This is a genomic window from Aliiroseovarius sp. F20344 (genome assembly GCF_023016155.1).
GTDB lineage: Bacteria > Pseudomonadota > Alphaproteobacteria > Rhodobacterales > Rhodobacteraceae > Aliiroseovarius.
Window position 1 is genome coordinate 288,724 of the sequence record NZ_JALKBG010000005.1, and the last position, 21,825, is coordinate 310,548.

The following is a 21,825-nucleotide window of genomic DNA, read 5'->3' on the forward strand; positions in this document are numbered from 1 at the left end:
TTGGGACGTCATAGTCTAGGCGCAGTCTTGCTTCGGCAGTCCAATAACAAGTCAAAGAATTTGAACGAGGTTTCGAGATGCAACGCCCATTTGCCGGAATTCTAGTATTGACCGCTTTGGCGCTGAGTTTGCCGATGGCGGCGGCTGCGCAGGTTGAAACCAAACAATATGATGATGGTTCGGTCTATGAGGGGACGTTCAAGGGCGGTTTGCAGCACGGAATGGGAACGCTCAGCCTTCCCTCGGGCTATGAATACACCGGCGAATTCATTGACGGAGAGATCCTTGGGCAAGGCGTGGCACGTTTTCCCAATGGGTCTGTCTACGAAGGCAACTTCGTAAAAGGAAAGCCGGAAGGGTTCGGCAAAATCACGTTTGCCGATGGGGCCAGCTTTGAAGGTGACTGGGTGGATGGCAAGATCAACGGGTCAGGTCAGGCGCTCTATGCCAACGGCATCCAGTACGAAGGCGGGTTTCGCAACGCGATGCATCACGGCCAAGGACGCCTGCAAAGCCCATCGGGCTATATTTACGAAGGCGATTGGGTTGCGGGTGTAAAAGAGGGGCGTGGCCGGTCCACCTATCCGGACGGGTCCGTCTATGAGGGCGGCATGCGGGCCGGAGAGCGCGACGGCGCAGGCAAGCTGACCCAACCTGACGGTATGATGTACGAAGGCAACTGGGCCAAGGGCCAGATGCATGGCGAAGGTGTTCTGACGCAAGCCAATGGCGACGTGTATTCCGGGCAGTTCCAGGCCGGGTCGCGTCAAGGGGCCGGCATAGTCACCTATGCCAATGGCGATCGTTACGAAGGCAGTTTTGACGGGGATCAACGACACGGGCGGGGTGTTTTCGTCGGAGGTGACGGTTACCGATATGATGGCAATTGGGTTGCCGGTGTGATTGAGGGGGATGGCAACGTGACCTACCCCGATGGCTCTGTTTACAAAGGCCAGTTCCGCGCTGGATTGGCGGATGGTGTCGGAATGATAACTTATCCAGATGGAAGCAACTTTGAAGGTGACTGGAAAGGCGGCGTGATTGAGGGCAAAGGGATTGCACTTCTTGCCGATGGCGCACGCTATGAAGGGATGTTCAAGGACGCATTGTTTGATGGCGAAGGAACCTTGGTGACGTCCGATGGTGCCAGCCATGTGGGCGGATGGCAATCCGGCATGCCACATGGGCAGGGCGTATCAAAACTGGCAGATGGCTCGATTTACGAAGGCGAGTTTGTTGGGGGTGAACGCGAAGGGCGCGGTAAATTCGTCACTGCGGACGGATTCAGCTACGAAGGTCAATGGCTGTCAGGTTTGTTCCACGGTCCGGGCGTTGCGTTCTATCCGGGTGGCGACCGCTATGAAGGTAACTTCGAGAACGGAAAGCGCCATGGCTCAGGTGTTGTCTACCGTGCAGACGGCAGTCAGGAAGAGGGCACATGGGAAGACGGCGTGATTGCGGAAGCGGTCGAAACAGCGCCCGCCCCGGCCGTTGACAGCGAAGCAGCTGCGGAAGCTGCCGAGGCCGCCGGAGCTGCATCTGCAGCTGGAACTGCACCTGCCGCAACAGAAGAACAACCGAGCACCGAATAAACAGCTTCGCGACGGCCCTTTGGGCAGTTTTCCGAAAAAAGGGCTTTAACTCGGCGTAAAGCGCCGTATATTCACGCGCATGGTTACGCAGAAACATATTATCAACTCCCGCCCCGCGCTGGGTCTTCTGCTACTTCTTAGCCGCCTCTGAGCGTGCCGTTATGGCGCGACCGCTCAGGGGACACGCCAGCCGCGCCACGAACCAGCCCAACATGACGGGCTACCTAGGCTAAGACACTCATATCAAAGAGATAAGACAATGAACAAACCCTCGGATCACGTGTTGATTTTCGACACCACTTTGCGTGACGGCGAACAAAGTCCCGGCGCAACCATGACGCATGATGAGAAGCTTGAGATCGCCGAGATGCTGGACGAGATGGGCGTGGATATCATCGAAGCGGGTTTCCCGATTGCCTCGGAAGGTGATTTCGCGGCTGTGTCCGAAATTGCTGAGCGCTCGACCAATTCTGTCATCTGTGGTCTGTCGCGTGCAAACTTCAAAGATATCGACCGCTGCGCCGAAGCTGTGCGCAAGGCCGCGAAGCCACGCATTCACACTTTCATCGGCACCTCGCCCCTGCACCGCGCCATTCCGAACCTGACACAGGATGAAATGGCTGACCTGATCCATGAAACCGTCAGCCATGCGCGCAATCTGGTGGATGATGTCCAGTGGTCGCCAATGGATGCGACACGAACCGAGCATGACTATCTGTGCCGTGTGATCGAGATCGCGATCAAGGCAGGTGCCACCACAATCAACATTCCAGACACGGTGGGCTACACTGCGCCGCGTGAAAGTGCGGATCTGATCCGTATGCTGATCGAGAAGGTGCCCGGCGCGGATGAGATCATCTTTGCGACCCACTGCCACAATGACTTGGGCATGGCGACCGCCAACGCCTTGGCTGCCGTCGAGGCAGGTGCGCGCCAGATCGAATGCACCATTAATGGCTTGGGTGAACGGGCTGGTAATACCGCGCTGGAAGAGGTTGTCATGGCGCTGAAAGTGCGCAACGACATCATGCCTTATCAAACCCAGATCGACACCACGAAGATCATGAACATCTCGCGCCGCGTGGCGCAGGTCTCGGGCTTTGCGGTTCAATATAACAAAGCCATCGTCGGCAAAAACGCTTTCGCCCATGAAAGCGGCATCCACCAGGATGGTATGCTGAAAAACCCCGAGAACTTCGAGATTATGCGCCCCGAAGACGTGGGTTTGTCCGGCACATCGTTGCCGTTGGGCAAGCACTCGGGTCGCGCTGCATTGAAAGCCAAGCTGAATGAACTGGGCTTTGATGTAGGTGACAACCAGTTGAAGGACGTCTTTGTGCGCTTCAAGGAATTGGCGGATACGAAGAAAGAAGTGTTCGATGACGACCTGATCGCGTTGATGACCGACGGAACGGATGACGCCAATGACCGTTTGCAGGTCAAGTCACTGCATGTGGTCGCGGGAACGGAAGAAAAGAACACTGCCGACCTGACCATGACTGTGGATGGGGTTGAACACAAAGTCAGCTCGGAAGGTGATGGTCCTGTGGATGCGGCGTTCAATTGCGTGAAGCAGATCTTCCCGCATGAAGCAAAATTGCAGCTGTATCAGGTGCATGCTGTGACCGAAGGAACCGATGCGCAAGCCACTGTGTCGGTTCGGATGGAAGAGAACGGCAAGATCGTAAGTGGGCAATCGTCCCACACCGACACGATTCTGGCGTCTGTTCGTGCCTATGTGAACGCGCTGAACAACCTGATCACGCGCCGCGAAAAGACCAAACCCGAGAGCGTTTGATCGAAGACACCCATACGGGCAAAATTCTTTTTGCCCGTATGGGAGCTGTTTGGTTCGATAAGTGAAAGCCCGATGCGGGACAGTGCGGGTATTCTATCGCCAAATGTATGAATTTCCTTGGTTCTTGGCGATAAGCCGCTTGCCCGTTTGCATTAGGGCTTTCACCACAAGGCTTGGACGCTTATATATCCACCGGTCCGCTCCTTAGGGGAGTCGCGGGCACTGAAGGGTATTTGAACGGGATAGGCATCCAAATGGTAGGGCTTTCGAGTTTGTTTTCGTCGGATATGGCGATTGACCTTGGGACCGCGAACACGCTGGTCTACGTGAAGGGCAAGGGCGTCATTCTGAACGAACCCTCGGTTGTGGCATATCACGTCAAAGACGGTGTGAAAAAAGTTCTGGCCGTGGGTGAAGACGCCAAGTTGATGCTGGGCCGTACGCCCGGCTCGATCGAGGCGATCCGCCCGATGCGCGAAGGGGTCATTGCTGACTTTGACAGCGCGGAAGAGATGATCAAACACTTCATTCGCAAAGTGCATAAGCGCACGACCTTCTCGAAGCCGAAAATCATCGTTTGTGTGCCGCATGGCGCGACCCCGGTTGAAAAGCGGGCCATTCGTCAGTCGGTTCTGTCGGCAGGTGCGCGTCGCGCTGGTCTGGTCGCCGAACCCATTGCTGCGGCCATCGGAGCAGGCATGCCAATCACTGACCCAACCGGGAATATGGTTGTGGACATCGGTGGTGGTACGACCGAAGTCGCCGTTCTGTCATTGGGTGACATTGTATATGCGCGCTCGGTTCGTGTGGGTGGTGACCGCATGGATGATGCGATCATCAGCTACCTACGTCGTCAGCAGAACCTGCTGGTCGGTGAAACCACCGCTGAACGCATCAAAACCACCATCGGTGCTGCGCGTATGCCCGATGATGGACGTGGTACCTCGTTGCAAATTCGTGGGCGTGACCTTCTGAACGGTGTGCCTAAGGAAACCGAGATCAACCAGGCACAAGTCGCAGAAGCGCTGGCAGAACCGGTGCAGCAAATCTGCGAAGCCGTAATGACCGCACTTGAAGCCACGCCGCCCGATCTGGCCGCGGATATTGTGGATCGCGGTGTCATGCTGACTGGTGGCGGTGCTTTGTTGGGCGAGCTGGATCTTGCCCTGCGTGAGCAGACAGGCCTATCCATCTCGGTCGCAGATGAAAGCTTGAATTGTGTGGCATTGGGCACTGGCAAGGCGCTGGAGTTCGAAAAGCAACTGCGCCACGTGATCGACTACGACAGCTGATCGGGTCTGCCCCGCCGGTGGGGCGCGCCCGTCGGGTAACCGGAGGCCAGATTGGCACGTAAACCAAACCAGACGGAGGACTATGCACGTCCACTGCGCAGGCTGTTTGTCAGCCTGTTGGTGCTGTGCTTGTTTCTGGTGTTTCTGGTCTGGCGGATCGACAGCCCAAGGGTTGAACGTTTCCGTTCCAACTTGATTGACGCCGTTGTCCCCAGCTTTGATTGGGCGTTGGTGCCGGTTACGAAGATGGTCGGAATGGTTGAGAATTTCCAATCCTACACGCGCATCTACGAACAAAATCAGGAACTGCGCCGCGAGCTTCAGCAAATGAAAGCGTGGAAGGAAGCGGCCCTGCAGTTAGAGCAGGAAAACGCCCAGCTTTTGAACCTGAACAACGTTCGGTTGGACGCCCAGCTCAGCTATGTGACGGGTGTGGTTCTGGCGGATAGTGGATCCCCGTTTCGCCAATCCGTTCTTTTAAATATCGGCACCCGTGACGGGCTTGTAGACGGTTGGGCGGCAACGGATGGTCTTGGACTGGCGGGCCGGATTTCAGGCGTTGGAAAACGAACAAGCCGAGTGATCCTACTGACCGACAGCAACAGCCGCATCCCGATCATGGTGCAGCCGTCCGGTCAAAACGCACTTTTAGTTGGTGACAACTCGGCCGCGCCCCCGATCGAGTTTTTGGAGAGCCCCGAGAAAGTCCGCCCCGGAGACCGCGTCGTGTCATCGGGTGATGGTGGTGTGTTCCCGGCAGGCCTTCTGGTGGGGCATGTGGCTTTGGGCAGTGACCGTCGTTTGCGCGTGCGCTTGGCCGCCGATTACGAACGCTTAGAGTTTCTGCGGGTTCTACGTAGCCATCCGGGCGAGATGGTCGAAGGTGAGGGCAGTCTGATCGTCTCGACCCCCGCTGCGCCGCCCATACCTGTGGCGGCCACGGACGGCGAGGAACACGCGCCGGAAACCACAGAAGAAGGGCAGGAGGAATGACCGATCGCATTACCTTGCTGCGCTGGGCGTTTTGGAGCCTGCTGGTCGTGATCTCGGTTGGGCTACTATTTGTGCGGCTTCTTCCTCTGGACCTCAGCGCTGGACGGTTTCCCGGTCCTGACATCTTCATGGCGATCGTCATGGCATGGATGCTCCGCCGCCCGGATTATGTTCCGATTTTCCTTGTGGCTGCTATAGTCTTCCTGACCGACCTACTGTTTCAGGACATACCTGCGGTCGGAGCGTTGATTGCAGTCCTTGGCTTGGAAGTTCTTCGCCGCCGCGAGACAGGCCTTCGTGAGCAGCCCTTTTTGGTAGAGATGGGCGTCGTCGCTGCTGTGCTGCTGGCCATGCTTTTGGGGGAGAGAATTCTGCTGATGGTGTTCTTTGTTGACCAAATTCCCTTTGGCCGTGCCCTCATGCAGTTCCTAGCCACGATCGCCGTTTATCCCGTTGTTGTGTTCATCTCGGTCTTTGTTTTGGGGATCGAAAAGCTGCAACCGGGTGATGATCCCGTTCGGAGCCAAGCAGCATGAAGCGGTCCCCAGCAGATACCGAAACAAGTGCACGCAAAATCACGCGGCGTGGTCTTCTGCTGGGCGGGCTTCAAGTGTCTTTTGCGGCCATGTTGGTTGGTCGCATGCGTTACATGCAGGTCGAACAGGCTGACGAATACCGAGATCTTGCTGAAGAAAACCGCGTCAAGTTTCAGCTGATCCCACCTGCGCGTGGTCTGATCTATGATCGCAACGGCGTGCTGATCGCTGGGAACGAACAGAACTACCGCATTGTTATGGTCCGCGAAGATGCCGAAGACCCCGAGCAGGTCTTGGATCGCCTACGTAAAATCGTTTGGATTTCGGATGAGGATGTAACGCGCGCATTGGATGAGATGCGCCGCCGCAGCCCCTTTGTCCCGGTCACCGTTGCGGATCGCATCGCATGGGAGGACGTGGCCGAGGTTGCTGTGAATGCACCGGCCTTGCCCGGCATCACGGCAGATGTGGGCCTTTCCCGCAGCTACCCGCGGGCAGATGATTTTGCCCATGTGATAGGATATGTCGGCCCCGTATCGGATTATGACCTGTCGAAACTGGAAGACCCTGATCCGCTTTTGCAGATCCCGCGCTTCCAGATTGGCAAAAGCGGCGTTGAAGCAAAGATGGAACTGGATCTGCGTGGGGCGGCAGGAACACGTGAGGTCGAAGTCAATGCGGTTGGGCGCGAGATGCGGGAGCTGGGTCGCGAAGAAGGGCGCGCGGGTGACAATGTTCAGCTGACAATTGACGCCGATCTTCAGGCTTATGTGCAAGCGCGTCTTGCGGGCGAAAGCGCGGCGGCAGTGGTGATGGATACGATCACGGGGGATGTGTTGGCTATCGGGTCCGCCCCAACCTTTGATCCCAACAAGTTTGTGCGCGGTATCTCTAGCGCTGACTACAAAACCCTTTTGGACGATCCCTATCGCCCGCTGGCGGCCAAGCCCGCGCAGGGGACTTATCCCCCCGGCTCAACCTTCAAGATGGTCACCGCTTTGGCCGCGTTGGAAGAGGGCGTTATCGACCTGAATGAAACCATCCGCTGCGTTGGTCGGGTCGAGGTGCATTCGCGAAACTTCCACTGCTGGAAGCGCGGGGGGCACGGGCAAGTTGATCTGGTCAAAAGCCTGCGCGAAAGCTGCGATATATATTATTACGAAATCGCGCAAAGGGTTGGAATCGAAAAAATATCGGCCATGGCCCGCAAGCTTGGGCTGGGGGAACGGCATGACTTGCCGCTATCGGCCATTGCAAAGGGTTTGATCCCGACGAAAGCTTGGAAACGCGAAGCGCGGCAAGCTGATTGGGTTGTGGGTGACAGCCTGAACGCCGGTATTGGTCAGGGCTTTGTGTTGGCCTCCCCGTTGCAGTTGGCCGTCATGACCTCGCGCTTGGCAACCGGGCAGGCGATCTATCCAAGGCTTGTGCGATCCGTCAACGGGGTCGAGACCGAGATACGCAATGACGGGGATTTGGGAATCAGCACCACGAACCTCGAAGCGATCCGAAAAGGCATGTACGAGGTTGTGAATGCACGGCGCGGCACCGCAGGACGATCCAAAGTCGTCGGGGATGAACTCCGCATGGCGGGCAAGACCGGTACAAGCCAGGTGCGCAACATCACCGCCGCTGAACGCGCGCGTGGTGTGACGCGAAACGAAGATTTGCCGTGGGAACGCCGCGATCACGCTCTGTTCGTGTGTTACGCGCCGCATGACAACCCGCGCTATGCGGTTTCTGTGGTTGTTGAACACGGCGGAGGCGGATCAAAAGCCGCCGCGCCCATTGCCCGCGATATCATGTTGCAAACCTATTTTGAGGGTCAGCCTCCGCTTGAAGCATATCCCTCAAGCCAACGTGGGACGATCCGGTCCCGTCAGCGTGACATCGAAGAGATGCTCGAGATGCCGCATGCCGAGCGCCTGAAAGCGGCCGAGGGGCGCGCATGAGCTATCTTGAATATAACGTAAAATATGTTCCGTCAGGGTTTCGTAAAATTCTCTACCTGAATTGGGCACTTGTCTTGCTTTTGACTGCCGTGGCGAGTGTTGGGTTTCTTATGCTGTTTTCCGTCGCTGGCGGAAATCTGGACCCGTGGGCGATGGCGCAGATGAAGCGTTTTGCGTTGGGCATGGGGATGATGTTTATCATCGCCATGGTGCCCATCTGGTTTTGGCGCAACATGGCAGGGCTTGGATATCTGGTGTCTCTGGTCCTTTTGGTTTTGGTCGAGATCATCGGAACAACCGGTATGGGCGCCCAACGATGGATTGACCTTGGATTCATGCGGTTGCAGCCCTCCGAGCTGATGAAAATCACTTTGGTGATGATGTTGGCGGCTTACTATGACTGGTTGGACATCAAGAAAGTCTCGCGCCCGCTTTGGGTGCTAATTCCACTCATCTTGATCATGCTGCCAACCCTTCTGGTTTTGAGGCAGCCGGACCTTGGTACTTCGATCCTGCTGGTGACAGGCGGGGGCGTGATCATGTTTCTTGCCGGGGTTAGCCTTTGGTATTTCGGTGCGGTCATTGCGTCTGGTGTCGGCTTGGTGACATCTGTTTTCATGTCACGGGGTACGGAATGGCAGCTTCTGAAAGACTATCAGTTCCGCCGGATCGACACGTTCCTTGATCCCTCGTCGGACCCACTGGGAGCGGGCTACCACATCACGCAATCCAAGATCGCTTTGGGGTCCGGTGGCTGGACCGGACGCGGCTTTATGCAAGGCACGCAATCGCGACTGAACTTCCTGCCCGAAAAGCATACCGACTTTATCTTCACGACTTTGGCGGAAGAGTTTGGGTTTTTAGGCGGCGTTTCGCTTTTAACCCTTTATGTGCTCATTCTTGCGTTTTGCGCATTCTCCGCTTTCCAAAACAAAGACCGCTTCAGCTCGCTTTTGACCCTTGGCGTTGCAGTCACCTTTTTCTTGTTCTTTGCGGTGAACATGTCCATGGTGATGGGCCTTGCCCCAGTGGTCGGGGTGCCGTTGCCGATGGTAAGCTATGGCGGCTCGGCCATGCTGGTTTTGCTGGTTGGCTTCGGTCTGGTCCAAAGCGCACATGTTCACAGAGCGAGACAAAAGTGATGAGCATCAACATTCTTTATGCGGGCAATCCCAAACGTTGGGACGTCTATCAGAATGAAATCACCAAAGCCCTGAATGAGATCGAGATCGACGCGAACTTGTCATGCGACATCCCAGCGGACCAGGTGGATTACATCATCTACGATCCCAACAGCGAGCTTCAAGACTTTACGCCTTTTACCCGAACCAAAGCCATTCTGGGCTTGTGGGCAGGGGTTGAAAGGATCGTCTACAATCGAACCCTGACGCAGCCTTACACACGCATGGTTGATCAAGGGCTCAGCGAAGGTATGACCGAATGGGTCGTGGGCCACGTTCTGCGCCATCACCTTGAAATGGATCAGGATATCCATCGCACGAAACCTGCTTGGGGCCGACTTGCCCCTCCGCTCGCTCGGGATCGGCGTGTTGGCATTCTGGGTTTGGGCGAGCTGGGCCGCGTTGCTGCCAAAGCCCTGACCAATCTGAATTTCCCCGTGTCAGGGTGGAGCCGTGGTGCGAAAGCAATTGATGGTGTGACCTGTCTTCATGGTGATGAAGGGTTGGAGCAGGTTTTGCGAACATCAGATATTCTGGTTTTGCTCCTGCCCGCCACAAAAGCCACCGAGAATGTCTTGGATGCAGACCACATAGCGATGCTTCCTGAAGGGGCTGTGATCATCAACCCAGGGCGCGGACCGCTGATTGATGACAAGGCTTTGCTTGAGGCGCTTGATCGGGGTCACATCGGGCATGCAACGCTTGATGTTTTCCGGGTAGAACCCCTGCCGGATGATGATCCGTATTGGGCACATCCGAAAGTGACGGTCACACCGCATATCGCTTCTGATACGCGACCGGATACCGCCGCCAAGGTCATTGCAGAAAACATTCGTCGCGGCGAATCCAGGGAACCTTTCTTGCATTTGGTCGATAAGAAAGCTGGCTACTAAGACCTACGGCTATTTGAGCGTCTAGAACTCCATCCAAATCGTCACTGGCCCATCGTTCAGAAGTGACACTTTCATGTCGGCGCCAAACTGGCCTTGCGCAACCTCAATCCCGTGCCCACGCAATTGATCTGCGAAGTATTCATACAGGCGTTCGCCCTCATCCGGGCGGGCGGCGGTCGAGAATCCCGGACGGTTCCCGCGCGAGGTATCGGCGGCCAGCGTAAACTGGCTGACAACAAGCGCGGACCCGTCGGTATCAAGCAGTGACCGGTTCATCTTGTCCGCGTCATCCTTGAAAATCCGCAGTTTCGAGATCTTGGCAGCAAGCGTATCTGCATTCGCCTCGACGTCGCCCTCCATGGCGCAGACCAGCACCAAAAGGCCCGGACCGATTTCACCGACCGTTACGCCATCGACGCGGACGGACGCTTCGCTGACGCGCTGGATCAAAGCTCTCATTCAGTGTCCTTTCCATGCCAATGCACCCATTCGTCCAAATCTGCCCGTCCGGTGCGGAAACTGTTGGCGGGATGGTCCTCGTCGCGGCGCCCGAAGGCAATGCCGCATAGGATCACGCGATCCTCGGGCAAGTTAAACCAGTCGCGCAGGAAGGGCGCGAAGGCTGCCACTGCGGCTTGCGGGATTGTCGCCACGCCTTGCGCAGTGGCGGCCAGACAGAAACCGGTCACGAAGCCTCCGCAATCTAGATAGGCATAGGGGCCAAGTTCAGCCGGAGCCGAGATTAGAGCGATATGCGGCGCCCCGAAGAAGCGGAAGTTCTCTAACATCTGCTGGCCGGATGCGGCACGATCCCCGGGCGTGACGCCCACGCTTTTGTAAAGCTGTGACCCACAGGTCTTGCGCCGACGTTGATGCAGGCCTGTATAGGCACTGGGCCAGTCCACATCCGGTGTCTGCGCGTTGCTACGCGCATGGGCATATAAGGCATCACGCAGACGGTCGGTCTGGGACGCGGTGGTGACCTCGACCTGCCAAGGCTGCGCATTGCACCAGCTTGGCACCTTCTGCGCTGACAGCAGGATTTCTTCGATCACCGGTGTTGGAATCGGATCCGCGCGGAAGGCGCGGCAGGAGTGGCGGGCGCCCAGAAGCGCGTCAAACGTATCGGGATCCATAGGCACCTTCTATTGGCTTTGCGCGGACAGATAGCCGATGATACCTGCTGCTATCAGCCCCAAGACGACGGCAAAGGCGATTTTCCAGGCAGAATACGGGCGTTCGCCTTGAACGCGGCCATTTTGACCGTTCACCACAAAACGATAGGTGCGCCCGCGGTATTTGTAGGCGGCAAGCCACACGGGAAGAAGGATGTGTTTGAAGGTCAGATCGGACATATCCGTATCCATGGACGAGATCCTCTGGCGATCGCCGCCGATGTCAAACTTCACATCCCTCACAATGATCCGGTTCATGTAATCACGCGCTTCGGCAAACCCCTCATCCAACTCGATGGTATAGCCCTCTGCCCGGAAGCCTGCCAAATATTCTGGGCGGTAGGGCTCAAGCCGCGACAAATCCCATGGTTCGAGCGCATCGGTGTATTTCTTGGGCAAGCCTTTGGACGCCAAGACCAATACGTCATCAAAGAACCGCGCGACCCGACCCGAGACTGATGTCCAACGGACATGGCGCGTGGTTTTCTGTTCGCGTTTGCCGTTTACCATGACGGTTCGGGTGCGTTCATGCACGATGCCACGCTGCCCTGCATAGCGGGTTTTGGTGTCTGCATCGAAGGTCCAATAGGGAACGTAGATGCCCGTCATCTTGCGACCCTTGCGGGCATATTCTTTCAATCCGTTCGGTGCAAACCACAACCGCCCCAACCAGTCGGTCATGGCTTTGCGTGCCTCACGTTCTTCGATTTCGAACGGGGCCAGCCCTTTGGGTTTGATGTGCCGATGAGTGCCCGTATCAGTGACGACGGGTGTCGCGCAAAATGGGCATTCGGCGGCATGTGTTGTGCTGTCAAATTCAGTCTGCGCCGCACAGTTTGGACATGTCAGAACACGGGTTTCTTCCAACTCGTGATCCGGAAGGTCGGCACGCAAGGCGCGCTTCAGGTCCAGCTCCCGAATGACCATTTGGGCTGCTTGCCGATCTTCAATCGGAGCTTTGAACCCACAATGGTCACAGGTCAGTTGATTGTGTTCCGGATCAAACCGAAGATCAGCGCCGCATTGATCACAGGGAAAGCGGTGCTCTTCGATATTCGTCTGGGTATCTTCGCGCGGAAAGGCCATCCGGGAAAAACCTCGTGAAGTGTTGATGTTCGGTCAGTTGGGCGACCCGTGTGGACCGCCCATACTTGATCATGCGCCGGGCGGTGGGGGCGGCAGAATTGTGAATAGTTGCGCCAGTTCGGCCACATCTTCCGCGCGCATCCAACCGTCCTGACCGGGGGTCCAAACGTGGGTATCGCGCGTCAGCTCACCATCTGCAGCCATTCGGCCCATCGCAGCTTTCGAATATGGGCCCTTTGTCTTGCCACTCTCGGCCACGTGCCAGACGTGCTCAACAGGCGGCGGAGGAGGGGTCTGAACCGCGGCAGGGGCTGCGCCCCAAGGTCCAGCCTGTGCTGTCATCTGACCCGCCATGCCCATACCCATTGCGGCCCCCATGCCAGCGCCCATCGAGGACGCCATGGCCGAGTTCTCAGACCCCATGGCTTCGGCTGCGTTGAACTTCATGTAGTTGTCGAGGTTGCCGGCAATCCCCATCGAGGTACGCTTGTCCAACACCTCTTCCACGGCGGGCGGAAGCGATATGTTTTCGATATAGAACTCGGGGATCGTCAGGCCGTATTCGGCAACGATACCACTGATTTCGGCAGCAACAATTTTGCCCAGATCGGCGGTGTTGGCCGCCATATCAAGAACCGGAATGCCCGCGCTTGCGATGACACGGCTGAAGGCCTGAACGATGATGTTGCGGATTTGATAGCTGATCTCATCCATCGTGAATTCGCCATCGGTGCCAACGATTTCAACAAGGAAACGGGCCGGGTCCGAAACGCGCACCGAATAGGTGCCAAATGCGCGGATGCGGGTCGGGCCAAATTCGGGATCACGCAGCATGATCGGGTTCTTGGTACCCCATTTCAGATCGTTGAAACGCGTCGTGTTGACGTAATAGATCTCGGACTTGAAGGGCGATTTGAAGCCATGATCCCAATGGTTGATCGTGGTCAGGATCGGCATGTTGTTGGTCTCGAGCATGTACAGACCGGGCGTGAACACATCCGCCAACTGCCCTTCATGTACAAACACGGCGGCTTGGCCTTCGCGAACAGTCAGCTTCGCGCCGTACTTAATCTCGTGGTCTTCGCGCTCAAATCGCCAAACCATCGTGTCGCGGGTGTCATCCACCCAATGAATGACGTCGATGAATTCACCGGTTAGAAAATCTAGAATTCCCATGGTTAATTCCTCCTTGGGGTCACACAGTGCCGTCTACAAGTTCGGCAGCAATTTTGTTGATTGTCAAACGTGCTTCGTCCGCGCTCATACCGGGGCGTAAACGACGGTCGTAAAGCATCTGAAGCAACAGTTCGTCATGCGAGGTCAGAAGCCCGAACTCGTCAGAATCGTTGAAGATAGATGGGCGGGCGACTGGGCTGTCATTGGGCAGGCCAAGCCCTTGGGCCATTTCTTCGTGCAAGCAAGCCGTGCGCATCCGGTCTGGCAGTTCCGCCCGTATGACGGCGATAGCGCGTTCGATCCGGTTGTCATCATCACGATCAACGGCAAGAACGACGCATTGCGTATCACGACGAAGCCCGGTGATCTCGCGCTGGTCAGACAGGCTGATGCCGGGAACGAAGCTTTGCAGCTGAGCACCGAAATTGCGCCGCTCATCTTCTGTCAGGATGAACACGTTGAAATTGGCGCCGCTTTGGGAGGCACTGATCGGGTGGCGTGTGTGACGCGCCAGACGCGACACGTATTTTGAAAAGGTCTGCTGATCCTTGGCCCGGTCCTCTTCGGGGACCGCTTCCCCGAAATTCAGGGCGTAACGAACGGGCTTGGTCCAGCGAGTCAATTTCACAGCGCGCTCTTCCGAGACACGGCGATTGCCAATCGTGCTGTATTCGCTGTTGAATGCGATGCGTTCGAAGTTGCGGGCCAACATCTCGGCCGTGTAGGGCGTGTCTGGGCCGCCTCCATCCCGCCTTAGCTGGTCATGGACCAAAAGACTGTGTTGGATCTTGGCATAGTAGTTCTTGTAATACGCGCTGCCCCCGGTAGGAGCCGGTGCAGTAAGCTGAGCCAGAGGCTTCTCAGTAGCCGGCCGCTGGGAGGGTGGCGCAGGGGTGTCGGTCTGCATGGTGCAGGCTGCAGCAGCAGTCAGGGCCGTCAATGCAATGACGGCCCCTTTGATGTTCTGGAATGCAAATATGCTCACAGATATTTACCTTCTGGGTTCGTCGCCCCGATCAGCTGTTCGAGACGCTTTCGGCCAGATTGTGACCCGAAGCTGTGCCTCGCGCTTTGGCTGATGCCAAAGTCTCTTTCAACTCAGCTTCCATCTTGATCAGCTCTTCCTCGGCAGCAGCGCGTTTGGCTTTGCCTTCGTCCGCAATTGCCAGGCTTTCCTCGATCGTAGCGATCAAAGTGGCGTTGGCGGATTTCACGGCTTCGATGTCAAAGACACCGCGCTCCATTTCCTGACGGACCATACGGTTAGCTTCTTGCAGGTTCTCGGCATTGGCAGTCAGCAGCTCGTTCGTCAGATCCGTGGCGTCTTTCACTGCCACCGCAGCTTCTGCCGAGCGCTGAATGGTCACGGCCTGCGCCAACTGGGTTTCCCAAAGCGGCACGGTGTTCACCAATGTCGAGTTGATCTTGGTCACCAGCGACTTGTCATTTTCCTGCACAAGACGGATCGATGGCAGCGACTGCATGGTGACTTGGCGCGTGAGCTTCAGATCATGCACGCGGCGTTCCAGATCGTCACGCGCGGCACGCAGGTCGCGCAGTTCTTGGGCTTTGACGACGCCTTGCTCCTCTGGGGCAGCCTCAACTTCGGCCACTTTGGCAGGGATGATGGTTTCGTCCAGCTCGGTCAATTTGGCTTCGCCCGCGGCAATGTACAGCGCCAACTCATCATAGAAATCGAGCGTTTTCTCATAGAGTTTGTCCAGAGATTTGATGTCTTTCAGAAGCACATGCTCGTGGTTCAGAAGGTTGTCCGTGATCTTGTCGATCTGACCTTGTACGGTTTCATAGCGCGCCATGAATTTCGCGGCAGGGGCCATGCGGCCCAGTAGCTTTTCCCACCAACTGCGCTTGCGGCGCATATCCAGTTCGCTGATCGAAAAGCCACGGATCGTGGTGACGATATTGCGCAGACTGTCGCCCGCCGGACCTGCATCCTTGTTACGCACGCCTTGGAGCATGTCCTGGCTGATCACCTGAAGTTCGGACTGCGCAGCCGAGCCGAACTCGATGATCGACTGGCTGTTGGCCATGTCGATCTCGTCCATGCGCTTTTGAATTTCGGCGCTGGTTGGTTTGTCGGCCTCAGCCAAGGGAACCAGAGCGTTCGAAGGCTCGGGCAGAATGACGGCAGTTGCGGCTTCAATGTCTTTCAGAGCGGCTTGCGCCTGCTCGCGTGTGGATTGGGTCATGGAATGGTCCTCGTACTTAATCTTCTGTTCGCACGCCTTCGCGTGCCAGTCGCTCTCGCAGTACTTCGATCTCAACATCAAGATCACTGCGATCATCGTTCAGGAACTGCCGGGTTTTCGCGGCGAAGTTTGCCTCGAGATCATCCAGCAGGTTTTCATAATCGTTAAGTGCACCGCTATGTGGATCGCGCAGATGAATGTCGACGAATTTGGTCGTCGCGTCGCGCGCACCAAGCAAATAAACCCCTAAATATTTTCGGGCCGATGTCAGGTCACGCGGGTCATCTTCTACCGTGCGGAACATATCGCGGGCGGTGGCAATAAACTGATCAAGGCGGGCTTCGATTTGGCGGTTGCGAATGCGGCCAACGGTGTCACGCATCACGTTCAGATGCTTCTCAGCCTCACCAACAGCGCGTGCCACGCGGTCCGTCTGAAACTCATCAATGCCTTCAGCCGATTTGTTGCGCATAGGGTCCGGGCCAAAGGCAGCAAGATGTAAGCCTGCGCCCAATGCGCCGTAAATCACCGCGTTCAGGACCGATCCGCCAGCAAATCCAACCAGTGCCAACCCGGCACCCATCAAAACCGTTCCGAACAGCTTTCTGGGTAGGGCAGGTCGGCGCGCGATCTTGCGTGCATCATAAGCTTGATGTGCCACCACGCCTTCGCGGGTCAACCAGGCAGAGCCGATCAACAAGCCGAAAGCCACCAGTGTCAAAGCCATTTCCGTTGGAGGTTGGAAAAACGCCCGGATCGCCAGCGGTAGCGGGGCCAAGAATAGAAAGTTCACGCGACCCGCACTGCGGGCAGGCTCTTGCCCATCAAAAGGCCGACGTGGAGGAGGGGTCTTGCCCTTCGGCTGCCCGCCGGGGCTAAATTCGCCACCATAACGCTGAGCCATTACGCACCTCCAATGATCGAGACATAGACGATCAGCGCGAGCAGCATAAAGAACGCAGTTTTCTGTAGTCCGTTTTCAGACACGTTCGGGCCCCCTTCCAGAACCGGGCGAATACGTTTTCGAAAGAGCATCCGCACATTTCCAGTGCAGAATGGTCATCATGGCCAGTCAGCTCGTCGAAAACCAATCAAGACTGAGAATAGGCTTAGATGGGTGATAAACAAGGGGGAATGCTCTGGCGGGCTCCCCGTTGGCGGGAAATCACAGGGTCAGCCTTGCGGTGCTAGCGCCGACTGTTCACGCCACCGACGAAGTGAGCGACCCATAACGCGTCGCCAAAGTGTGGGTGACAGGGCAAGCGTTGCCATTATGGGAAGCGAATAGGGCAGCATTGGCGCTTCTTGGGCGGTCGGCAGGCGCAGCGCCGGATAGGGGCGCATCGGATGTGCGTGGTGGTCTGAATGACGCGGAGCGTTCAGCATCATATGTGCCGTAAACCAATGCGGAGCATTCCAGCTGTGATGTGGGCCTACAGGCTCCAACCGGCCATCGCTGTCGACTGCACGTTCTAGTCCGTAATGTTGCACGTAATCCGATAACAGAAGCTGCATCTGTGCATAGGCGCAGATCAGGAGGTAGCTGATAAGCCCGAAAAATCCGCCAATCAGAGTTGCGCAGATAAGCATTACAACGCTGCCCAGAACATAGATGACATAAGGATTGTGTATTGCGCTCCGACCTGCACGCTCCAGATCATGCATCTCCATCTCATACCCCGCAACGAAGGACCCTTTCCAAGCGCGCGGTGCGAAGGCGTAAAAGCTTTCACCCTCTTGCGCGGTATTCGGGTCGTCTGGTGTGGCGACAAAACGGTGATGCACTTTTGGGTGGGCTGAGCTGTGATGGCCGAAAAGAAGCGAGATATAGACCCAAACACCCAGTCTTCTCAGGCGCTTATCAGCGCGATGAATCAGCTCGTGTGCATTCGAGTTTGAAACCTGTCCGAAATACATTCCCGCGCCCCAGAACAGGCCGACGCGTTCCCATCCGGAAAGGCCTGTGCGTCCTGATAAGGCCAAGATCACCAAAGCAAGCGCAATCAAATGGCAGATCGCGATGGCAACTGACAGCATATCGGCGTCGCGCGCGATCTGATCTTCGTCCAATACCGGGGCATTACGGGTTATTGCTTGGTCCAAGCCAAAGGCAATCGCCGTCATGTACAGGATAAGCGCGATGCAAAAGAGGTATCCAAAGAAGCACGCGGCGGCGATCAGCAGAGCGGGGATGCCTGCCGCAACGGCGAAGAACCGTAAGGGGTGTGACATCTGAAACCTCGGATCGCGTTGCATTATGCGTATGCATGTAAACTTGAATTTGCCGTTCTACGCAATCCGTCATGCGCATGTCGCTTTTGAATAGCATGCTGATACCGTGTGGCGCTATGCTGGCGACGTTCTTCACAAGGTTCAAGGCGGGATCGGCATGGCGCTGGACGAGAAAAAAGGCATCTGGAAATCGGGCAAAGGCAAAGGGCGTCATACGCCGAAAGGCCGTCAGCTGAATATGGATGCGCTGGAAGAAATCCAAGCGTTGCTGGGTGATCGGCCGCGTCGTCGTGACCTGCTGATCGAGTTTTTGCACCTGATTCAGGATGAATACGGCCATCTGTCCGCCGACCACATCCGCGCCTTGGCACAGGAAATGGGCACCGGTCAGGCCGAGATTTACGAAGTTGCCAGCTTCTATGCCCATTTCGACGTGGTGAAAGAAGGCGAGACGCCTCCGCCTGCGCTGACCATTCGCGTCTGTGATTCCCTATCCTGCGAGCTAGCCGGTGCCGAAGCACTGCAGAAAGCGCTTGAGGATGGGCTGGACGCATCCGAGATCCGCGTCGTGCGTGCGCCTTGCATGGGGCGCTGCGATACGGCTCCGGTGTTGGAGCTGGGCCACAACCACATCGATCACGCCACGTTTGACAAGACCGTAGCTGCGATCAAATCCGACGACACCCACGCCCACATCCCCGACTATCAGGATCTGGCCGCCTATCAAGCTGAAGGCGGTTACGCCAAGCTGGCCGAGCTGCGCGATGGCGGTGACTGGAAAGAAGTCCAAGAAACCGTTCTGAACGCCGGTCTGCGTGGCCTTGGCGGCGCGGGCTTCCCCTCGGGCACCAAATGGGGCTTTGTGCGCGCCAATGAAGGTCCGCGCTATCTGGCCGTCAACGGTGACGAGGGCGAGCCCGGCACCTTCAAAGACCGCTACTATCTGGAGCGCACCCCGCACCTGATGCTGGAAGGCATGCTGATCGCCGCTTGGGCGGTCGAGGCCGAGACCTGCTTTATCTACATGCGCGACGAATACCCCGCCGTGCTAGAAATCCTGCGTCAGGAGATCGCCGCGCTGGAAGACGCGGGCATTGTCACCCCCGGCTTTATCGACCTGCGTCGTGGTGCGGGCGCCTATATCTGCGGCGAAGAAAGCGCGATGATCGAGTCGATCGAAGGCAAGCGCGGCGAACCACGTCACCGTCCGCCTTTCGTGGCGCAGGTGGGTATCTTCAACCGCCCGACACTAGTCCATAACGTCGAAACCCTGCATTGGGTGGCTCGCATCATGCGAGAAGGGCCCGAGATCCTGACCTCGGTCGAGAAAAACGGCCGCAAGGGTTTGCGCAGCTATTCCGTGTCGGGCCGTGTCGCCAATCCGGGCGTGCATCTGCTGCCCGCCGGATCGACCATCACTGACATCATCGAGGCTGCTGGTGGCATGGCTGACGGTCACAGCTTCAAGGCTTACCAGCCCGGAGGTCCGTCGTCCGGCCTGCTGCCTGCGTCGATGGCCGACATCCCGCTGGACTTCGACACGCTGCAGCCGCATGGCACCTTTATCGGGTCCGCAGCTGTGGTGGTCCTGTCCGACAAGGACAGCGCGAAAGAAGCCGCGCTGAACATGTTGCGTTTCTTCGAAGATGAAAGCTGTGGCCAGTGTACCCCGTGTCGCGTCGGTTGCGAAAAAGCTGTGAAGTTGATGCAGGCGGACAAGTGGGATCAGGATCTGCTGGAAGAGCTGAGCCAGACAATGGTCGATGCGTCGATCTGTGGTCTGGGGCAGGCGGCGCCGAACCCGATCCGACTTACCATGAAGCACTTCCCTGACGAAGTTTGACCTTCCAATTGCGGTTACGTCATGCTTGACCGGCGCGACGCGCGCGGGTTGGCTGGATGCGTGTTGGCGGCGGTCAACGCGCCGTTAACCCATTTGGACTACGCAAAGACATGACCCAATTGCCCCTTATCCTCGGCTTGCTGATCTCGCTGGCCTATTTCCCGCTGACATCACGCACTGCTACTTGGCCGCGGTCGATCATCAAGACGATTCCGCTTCTGGCCTTCTCGCTTGCAGCGTATTTGGGCGGGGGGGCAGCCTATTTGGTGGCCGGGTTGTTCCTGTCAGCGCTGGGTGATTTTGGCCTGTCGCGGGATGGGGATGGCCCTTTTCTTTATGGCCTATCTGCCTTTGCCTTGGCGCATCTGCTTTACATCCTGCACTTCCTTGGTCTGTCGGGCGCCCCAATCTATGACGTGTTTTTCACGGCCCCAATCCCAGCGCTTGTGCTGGTGGGTCTGATGGTCTCGACCGAACTGTGGCTGGCCACGCATACCGGCCACCTTCAATGGCCCGTGCGGATCTATGTGCTGATCATTGGCGTCATGGGGCTGAGCGCGCTGGCGCTGCCTTTTGGTTGGGCCGTCATTGGGGCCGGATTGTTCATCATCTCGGATGTGATTCTGGCCATCAGCTTGTTTCGGATGTCCGACACCTATCACCACCGGTTCAAAGCGGGCTATGCGATCTGGGGCTTCTATATCGCCGGGCAGTGCCTGATCCTTTGGGGCGGGCTTGCGGCCTAGCGCACGCCAAATGTTTTGAGAGTCAGGGGAATGGCCTTGAACTCCATCGCGCCAACACGATTGCCCCATTGAAGCGGTTTTGTGACCGGATCCAGCCACCGCATCTTGTGGCACCATGCTGCCGCGCGATCCCACATGCCTGACGTGTCTGCGTCGCGATACCCCGCCGCTGCAGCCTCGGCTTCTGGAATGTACTTTGGCACGAAGCCATAGATCGAATGGATGAAGATGATCAGGTCGTGCATATGACCACGGGCCGTATTGCGCGCAGGTAAATAGCGTTCGAAATCCAACAATGCGATGTTCTGGCCATCCCAGCACATATCTTTGACCGCAGGGCGCCCATGGGTCAGGCCCTTGGCATGCATTTTGGCCAATTCAACGCCCGCCGCGTTGAAGGCCTCTGATCTTTCCGCATCCGTTCCCAATTGCTTCACAAGAATATGGGATAGGGTTGGTCCGCAATCTGTGGTGACAATGAAGTTCTCGCCTTCGGCCACGATTTCAGGCACCGGCACACCTGCATTTGCAAAGGCGTGATGCCCAGCCACATCAGCGCGAAACGCCTTCATCGGGTCACCCTTCTGAATGCGCCAGCGAAGGGAAAGGGTTTCGGCCTTTTTGGCCCAGAATGTCTGGCCGTCATGCTCTAACCGCGCAATCCGGGCATCCGGATCAGCAAGAAACTGGTCAAGCTGGGTTTGTAGGGCTGGGTCGTCAAAATGGCGGTCATGATTGGTCATGTGCGCTGTGTATCATTTCCATGAAGGTTTAGAAGGGGGGGTACCCCTTCCATCCTGCCCTTTTGTGCCTTAGTTGAAAGGAAAGCAGTATAAGGTCGCTCGCATGGCATTCTTCAAGAAACTCAAGGAACGGTTGTTCAAATCCTCTTCGAAACTCGAAGAAGGGCTTGAGGCGATTGTTGAAGATGGCGGTGAAGAAGAAATTGTTGAAGCGCCGATTGAGGAAGAAACTGCACCTGCGACTGTTGACGAAACTGCTGTAGAAGATTCTGCATCTCCTGAGCCTGAGCCTGAGCCTGAGCCTGAGCCTGAGCCTGAGCCTGAGCCTGAGCCTGAGCCTGAGCCTGAGCCTGAGCCTGAGCCTGAGCCTGAGCCTG

Annotated in this window: 20 protein-coding genes and 1 pseudogene; 11 read left to right on the top strand and 10 right to left on the bottom strand. The window is 57.0% G+C overall.

Going from position 1 to position 21,825, the window contains the following annotated elements:
* Positions 1–77 precede the first annotated feature (77 nt).
* From MWU55_RS05610 to MWU55_RS05645, 8 genes are all read left to right on the top strand, one after another.
* Positions 78–1,592 (top strand): 2-isopropylmalate synthase, encoded by a 1,515-nt coding sequence (locus tag MWU55_RS05610; protein ID WP_246934773.1) that lies wholly within the window; start codon positions 78–80, stop codon positions 1,590–1,592.
* A 259-nt stretch (positions 1,593–1,851) separates the two neighbouring features.
* Positions 1,852–3,390, top strand: coding sequence for a 2-isopropylmalate synthase (locus MWU55_RS05615; RefSeq protein WP_246934774.1), 1,539 nt, complete (start codon positions 1,852–1,854; stop codon positions 3,388–3,390).
* Between the two features lie 254 nt (positions 3,391–3,644).
* Complete coding sequence (locus MWU55_RS05620) at positions 3,645–4,682, top strand: rod shape-determining protein (RefSeq protein ID WP_246934775.1); 1,038 nt, start codon at positions 3,645–3,647, stop codon at positions 4,680–4,682.
* A 51-nt stretch (positions 4,683–4,733) separates the two neighbouring features.
* Entirely contained in the window at positions 4,734–5,675 is a 942-nt protein-coding gene (gene mreC / locus MWU55_RS05625; RefSeq protein ID WP_246934776.1) for a rod shape-determining protein MreC, read from the top strand.
* A complete protein-coding gene (locus MWU55_RS05630) occupies positions 5,672–6,211 on the top strand; it encodes a rod shape-determining protein MreD (RefSeq protein WP_246934777.1) in 540 nt (179 codons plus the stop codon). The genes mreC and MWU55_RS05630 overlap by 4 nt, the downstream gene beginning before the upstream one ends.
* On the top strand, positions 6,208–8,163 hold the full coding sequence (gene mrdA / locus MWU55_RS05635; protein ID WP_246934778.1) for a penicillin-binding protein 2: 1,956 nt from the start codon (positions 6,208–6,210) through the stop codon (positions 8,161–8,163). The genes MWU55_RS05630 and mrdA overlap by 4 nt, the downstream gene beginning before the upstream one ends.
* Positions 8,160–9,305 (top strand): rod shape-determining protein RodA, encoded by a 1,146-nt coding sequence (gene rodA / locus MWU55_RS05640; protein ID WP_246934779.1) that lies wholly within the window; start codon positions 8,160–8,162, stop codon positions 9,303–9,305. Before mrdA ends, rodA begins: the two co-directional genes overlap by 4 nt.
* Entirely contained in the window at positions 9,305–10,237 is a 933-nt protein-coding gene (locus MWU55_RS05645) for a glyoxylate/hydroxypyruvate reductase A (protein ID WP_246934780.1), read from the top strand. Before rodA ends, MWU55_RS05645 begins: the two co-directional genes overlap by 1 nt.
* A gap of 21 nt (positions 10,238–10,258) precedes the next feature.
* Here the strand turns inward: MWU55_RS05645 and dtd are convergent, their stop codons facing one another.
* The 9 genes from dtd to MWU55_RS05685 form a co-directional block, all read right to left on the bottom strand.
* Positions 10,259–10,696, bottom strand: a complete 438-nt coding sequence (dtd, locus tag MWU55_RS05650) for a D-aminoacyl-tRNA deacylase (protein WP_246934781.1) — start codon at positions 10,694–10,696, stop codon at positions 10,259–10,261.
* Positions 10,693–11,373 (bottom strand): nitroreductase family protein, encoded by a 681-nt coding sequence (locus MWU55_RS05655; RefSeq protein ID WP_246934782.1) that lies wholly within the window; start codon positions 11,371–11,373, stop codon positions 10,693–10,695. The genes dtd and MWU55_RS05655 overlap by 4 nt, the downstream gene beginning before the upstream one ends.
* Positions 11,374–11,382: 9 nt before the next feature.
* Entirely contained in the window at positions 11,383–12,498 is a 1,116-nt protein-coding gene (locus MWU55_RS05660; RefSeq protein ID WP_246934783.1) for a TFIIB-type zinc finger domain-containing protein, read from the bottom strand.
* Positions 12,499–12,567: 69 nt separating this feature from the next.
* A complete protein-coding gene (locus MWU55_RS05665; protein WP_246934784.1) occupies positions 12,568–13,674 on the bottom strand; it encodes an SPFH domain-containing protein in 1,107 nt (368 codons plus the stop codon).
* A gap of 19 nt (positions 13,675–13,693) precedes the next feature.
* A complete protein-coding gene (locus MWU55_RS05670) occupies positions 13,694–14,659 on the bottom strand; it encodes a DUF2927 domain-containing protein (protein ID WP_246934785.1) in 966 nt (321 codons plus the stop codon).
* A gap of 31 nt (positions 14,660–14,690) precedes the next feature.
* A complete protein-coding gene (locus MWU55_RS05675; protein WP_246934786.1) occupies positions 14,691–15,884 on the bottom strand; it encodes a toxic anion resistance protein in 1,194 nt (397 codons plus the stop codon).
* Positions 15,885–15,900: 16 nt separating this feature from the next.
* The gene (locus MWU55_RS05680) at positions 15,901–16,788 is read right to left on the bottom strand and encodes a 5-bromo-4-chloroindolyl phosphate hydrolysis family protein (RefSeq protein WP_246934787.1); all 888 of its coding nucleotides are present in this window, start codon (positions 16,786–16,788) and stop codon (positions 15,901–15,903) included.
* Entirely contained in the window at positions 16,788–16,919 is a 132-nt protein-coding gene (locus MWU55_RS16510; protein WP_281501807.1) for a hypothetical protein, read from the bottom strand. Before MWU55_RS16510 ends, MWU55_RS05680 begins: the two co-directional genes overlap by 1 nt.
* 138 nt (positions 16,920–17,057) lie before the next feature.
* Positions 17,058–18,116, bottom strand: a complete 1,059-nt coding sequence (locus tag MWU55_RS05685; RefSeq protein ID WP_246934788.1) for an alkane 1-monooxygenase — start codon at positions 18,114–18,116, stop codon at positions 17,058–17,060.
* Between the two features lie 157 nt (positions 18,117–18,273).
* On the opposite strand from MWU55_RS05685, the gene MWU55_RS05690 reads away from it, so the two are divergent.
* Positions 18,274–19,959 carry an NAD(P)H-dependent oxidoreductase subunit E gene (locus MWU55_RS05690; RefSeq protein WP_246934800.1) on the top strand — a complete coding sequence of 562 codons (1,686 nt, stop codon included), beginning with the start codon at positions 18,274–18,276 and terminating at the stop codon, positions 19,957–19,959.
* Positions 19,960–20,069: 110 nt separating this feature from the next.
* On the top strand, positions 20,070–20,705 hold the full coding sequence (locus MWU55_RS05695) for a lysoplasmalogenase (RefSeq protein WP_246934789.1): 636 nt from the start codon (positions 20,070–20,072) through the stop codon (positions 20,703–20,705).
* On the opposite strand, the gene MWU55_RS05700 is transcribed toward MWU55_RS05695, so the two are convergent.
* Positions 20,702–21,448 (bottom strand): hypothetical protein, encoded by a 747-nt coding sequence (locus MWU55_RS05700; RefSeq protein WP_246934790.1) that lies wholly within the window; start codon positions 21,446–21,448, stop codon positions 20,702–20,704. The two genes, MWU55_RS05695 and MWU55_RS05700, sit on opposite strands and share 4 nt — an antisense overlap.
* A 103-nt stretch (positions 21,449–21,551) precedes the next feature.
* Between MWU55_RS05700 and MWU55_RS05705 the strand changes: the two are divergent.
* Positions 21,552–21,825, top strand: a pseudogene (locus MWU55_RS05705) (signal recognition particle-docking protein FtsY); the annotation flags it as partial.